Source organism: uncultured Methanobrevibacter sp. (assembly GCF_947169325.1).
GTDB lineage: Archaea > Methanobacteriota > Methanobacteria > Methanobacteriales > Methanobacteriaceae > Methanocatella.
In genome coordinates, this window is sequence record NZ_CAMVPN010000137.1 from 1 (window position 1) to 3,605 (window position 3,605).

The following is a 3,605-nucleotide window of genomic DNA, read 5'->3' on the forward strand; positions in this document are numbered from 1 at the left end:
ACCCACAAATACCCCGAACAAACAACAAAATCGAAGGATACTTCAAAATAACACTACCAAGCCATATAAAAAGAATATATCGAACAAGAGAAGGACTGATAAGATGGATAAGACTACAAAAAATCAGATGGATGGAAAGAAATGTTTTATACAATGAACAAAATAACTTCAAAAATCACTCCAACAACCAAAAAATCGATGCCACATCATGACAATTTTAGACAGAGCCATATTAATGACCAATAAGTCAAATAAAGCTCAAATTATTTACAATAGATTTTGCCCGTATACTATACAAAATATTTATTGCTTTAACTCGAGTGAATTAATTTAAAAAAAAATTATTATTAATTAGTGTATGCACTAATTCCAGTGAGTTTTTCAATATCGGGAAAACTCCAATACTTATTTTCCCAATGGAAATAAACATCTTTTCTTTTTTTGAAAATCCTAAATGGAACATTTGTATTGTTATATATATGGACAATATCTTATATTTCAACCAATTCAGGAATCAAAGATAGTGCCTTGAAATATCTTGATTTGATTTTTTCTTCATAAACACTGTGTCCACCCATTGATTCTCTAATATAAACACGTATTTTATTGATTTCAGGATTTGATGTGAGGACATAAATGCATCTTAGAAAGTATCCTTTATCTTTGGCTTTTTTTAACAATTTAAGATTTCTACTGTAGATAACACTGTTTCAAAAGTGAAATCTTTATTTTGATTAACCATAGACTCCCTAAGTTCTTCATCTTTCAAAACAACCTCCAAATCACTGCAAGAATTAGATTTTTTTATGTCATCAGCGTTAATGTAGACACCAAAGGTTTTAGCCATACGAGTTATAGTAGTTTTTCCGCTGCCATTCGGACCTGCAAAAACAATGACTTCCGGAAGCCTATTTTTCATTTGGATATACTCCCCTTCAATCAGGATACTCAATGTAGGGACTATCTAATTCATCATCATATCCGGCAATAGGAAGTCCTTTAACTTTACATATTTCTTGATCAATTGTAATTGATTCTTTAAACCTTTCAGTGAGCTCTTCATCGGAAATTCCACAAGTAGAATCCAATTCATTGCCTTCAGTCAAAATAATTCCTCCTATTTACTCGCATTATAAGATATTTCATTGATAATAAATATTTTTGAAGTGTGACCTTGTGGCTCTTTCAAAAACTTTGTTGATTTCAAAAACATGCCATCTCTTCAGAATTCAACATCATTTTCTAAAGTAATTTTAATTCAAAAGCAGAAATTAATCATTCGAAATAAAATTATTAATCAAATCCTTCGATAATCATCTGTTCATCTTTAAACAAGCTCATGACATGTTCCATTGAATATGCACATATTTTATCTTTGATATTTAAATTTACATCTGCCAACGCATTATCATCAATTATTTCAACCAAATTTTTAGCCAAATCATCAGATATTGAAATCAAATCCAGATAATTCAAAATGAAATTGCAAATATCAGTAATTTTTACCTGTAGGGCACATAATTCCCGGTTTTCCTCAGTTATTTCAATGTTTTCCCGTACAACATTGCTTAAAACCAATAATGTTGTTTTTTTATCAGGTCCCGTTGCCATGCATTTCTGTTTAACCAAATCGATTGACTGTTGATTTAGTATATAAGATGTTTTCAGATTGTTCTTTGTTTCGATTTCAACAGAATAAGGCAGGAATTTATAATTGAATAATGTGACAACTACAACTGCAACAGTTACCCACAATATCTTCAATTCCATTGCTTCAGGTGGTGGAATATACATCAGTGCAGTCATGACTGATATCACAGTAGTGACAATTGTCAAAATCAGTTTATCCTCCAATTTAATGACCATTATAAACATACAGACAACCATTACTGCAACAGAAATTACGTTAAATGAAACGTTAAGATAAGGGACAATTATGAGAATTGCTGCAAAAACAAAAACTCCGATAAATGTTCCCTGAAGTCGTGACTTTGCAGAATATGCAACATCATTAATATAAGGTAACATTAACGAGATTGTAGCGAAATATAGCCATTTTGTAAATGGCAAATTAAACATCAGCGTCAGCAGCTGCCAGACAAACATTAAAAAGGCCATTTTAAATGCAAAAGTAAACTTGACAGATCTGAAACTGAAATACTGTCTGATTAATGATTTGAACTGGGTTTTTAATGTGTTTTTATCTGGAAGCATTATTTCATCGGTTAAATCTTTTCTGATTTCATTTGAAATTATCTCCAAATTTAATAAAACAAGATACATCACTTTTGATTCTATTTCAATACCGTCAAAAATGTCCTCCAAATCAATGTGTTTGATTTGAGACAAAACACTCCTTATGTAAAGCAGTTCCTTATTTGACAAATCATGCTCAGATATAATCTTTCCAATGTATTGAAATGATTTGACAACATTCAAAACGGATTTGTGAATTTCAGATGGGAAATATTTATACTCGGACCTGTTGAAAATACTCAAATAAAATCCGTTGATTGTACGGAAATTATCCGAAAAAACATCTTTTCCATCCAATTTCAAATCTATAGCTTTGTCTAATTCAGAAATTAACATGTCAATAGTTGCTTTTGACAGTTTATAATCTTTTTTCCTGTTAATTGCCATATTCAATCCAACGATGAAAACCGCGCCGAAGACAAGAGACAAAAGCCTCATCGGCAACATTTCAACAGAAACTGGAATTCCAACCATCATAAAATATATCATCAGGTACGGTAAATAAACATGGGTACCAAAAAGATTATAGGACGTGAAAGTAGTTGCAAAGACAACAACAAAGGTCAATATGCATCCAAAGATAGTCAATGGATTATTCAAAAACGATGCAATGCCTAACACCAAGAGCAATAACAGTATTTTAATAAAAGAAGATTTTGCTTTAAATGACAAATCATTACTCAGATTCATGAACGCCGCCATGACCACCATCATACCGATTACAGCATTCTTACTTCCAAATATCACCATATAAAAAATCATGACCAACATCATTGAGACAAACATGATAATTTTTGATTTTAATGCCCTATTCATAATTACTCTAATAATATATTTTATTTAGAATTAATATAAGTTAACTATTTTTAAGGGTGTCCTCCAAAATTGATTTTTAATTTCGTGTCAAAAAATTTTTAGGCTTAATTTTTATTATTTTTTATATATTCAAACTAATTTTAATCTATTTTATTTTATTTGAGTTAATTATTTTTGAAATTCTTATTTGATTTTATTCTACGGTTATTTTTTGTTTTTAATGGTTTTAAGATAGTTAAGTTCATATACTTTGTTGTGCATATTTTATATTAGATATAAGTTATTTTAGTGTTGTTATTTATGGTTAAAAGAAAGTTTGATAGGAATAAGGCAAAATTGGGTATTAATACACTTGATTGGAATGTTCCGGAGAATCATATTTCTCGTTTTGTTGTTGAAGAAGTTTTTCCACTTTTAAATATTAAAGAACCGAAGAAAAAGAAAGGAAGAGACTCCCTTCCAGTGGATTCAATGTTAAAATTGCTTATTTATGCTAAAATCCAACATATTGATAGAACATCAATAATCGCAGA

Annotated in this window: 4 protein-coding genes and 2 pseudogenes; 2 read left to right on the forward strand and 4 right to left on the reverse strand. The window is 29.9% G+C overall.

Annotation, left to right across the window (positions count from 1 at the left end; translation table 11 throughout):
- Window positions 1–212: pseudogene (locus Q0W26_RS11740) on the forward strand (hypothetical protein); the annotation flags it as partial.
- A gap of 279 nt (window positions 213–491) precedes the next feature.
- Here the strand turns inward: Q0W26_RS11740 and Q0W26_RS11745 are convergent.
- From Q0W26_RS11745 to Q0W26_RS11760, 4 genes are all read right to left on the reverse strand, one after another.
- Window positions 492–680 (reverse strand): hypothetical protein, encoded by a 189-nt coding sequence (locus Q0W26_RS11745; protein ID WP_298525677.1) that lies wholly within the window; start codon window positions 678–680, stop codon window positions 492–494.
- Entirely contained in the window at window positions 674–952 is a 279-nt protein-coding gene (locus Q0W26_RS11750) for a hypothetical protein (RefSeq protein ID WP_298525678.1), read from the reverse strand. Before Q0W26_RS11750 ends, Q0W26_RS11745 begins: the two co-directional genes overlap by 7 nt.
- Window positions 936–1,106 carry a hypothetical protein gene (locus Q0W26_RS11755; protein ID WP_298525680.1) on the reverse strand — a complete coding sequence of 57 codons (171 nt, stop codon included), beginning with the start codon at window positions 1,104–1,106 and terminating at the stop codon, window positions 936–938. Before Q0W26_RS11755 ends, Q0W26_RS11750 begins: the two co-directional genes overlap by 17 nt.
- A 187-nt stretch (window positions 1,107–1,293) precedes the next feature.
- On the reverse strand, window positions 1,294–3,018 hold the full coding sequence (locus tag Q0W26_RS11760; RefSeq protein WP_298525682.1) for an FUSC family protein: 1,725 nt from the start codon (window positions 3,016–3,018) through the stop codon (window positions 1,294–1,296).
- 354 nt (window positions 3,019–3,372) lie between these two features.
- Between Q0W26_RS11760 and Q0W26_RS11765 the strand changes: the two are divergent.
- Window positions 3,373–3,605: pseudogene (locus tag Q0W26_RS11765) on the forward strand (transposase); the annotation flags it as partial.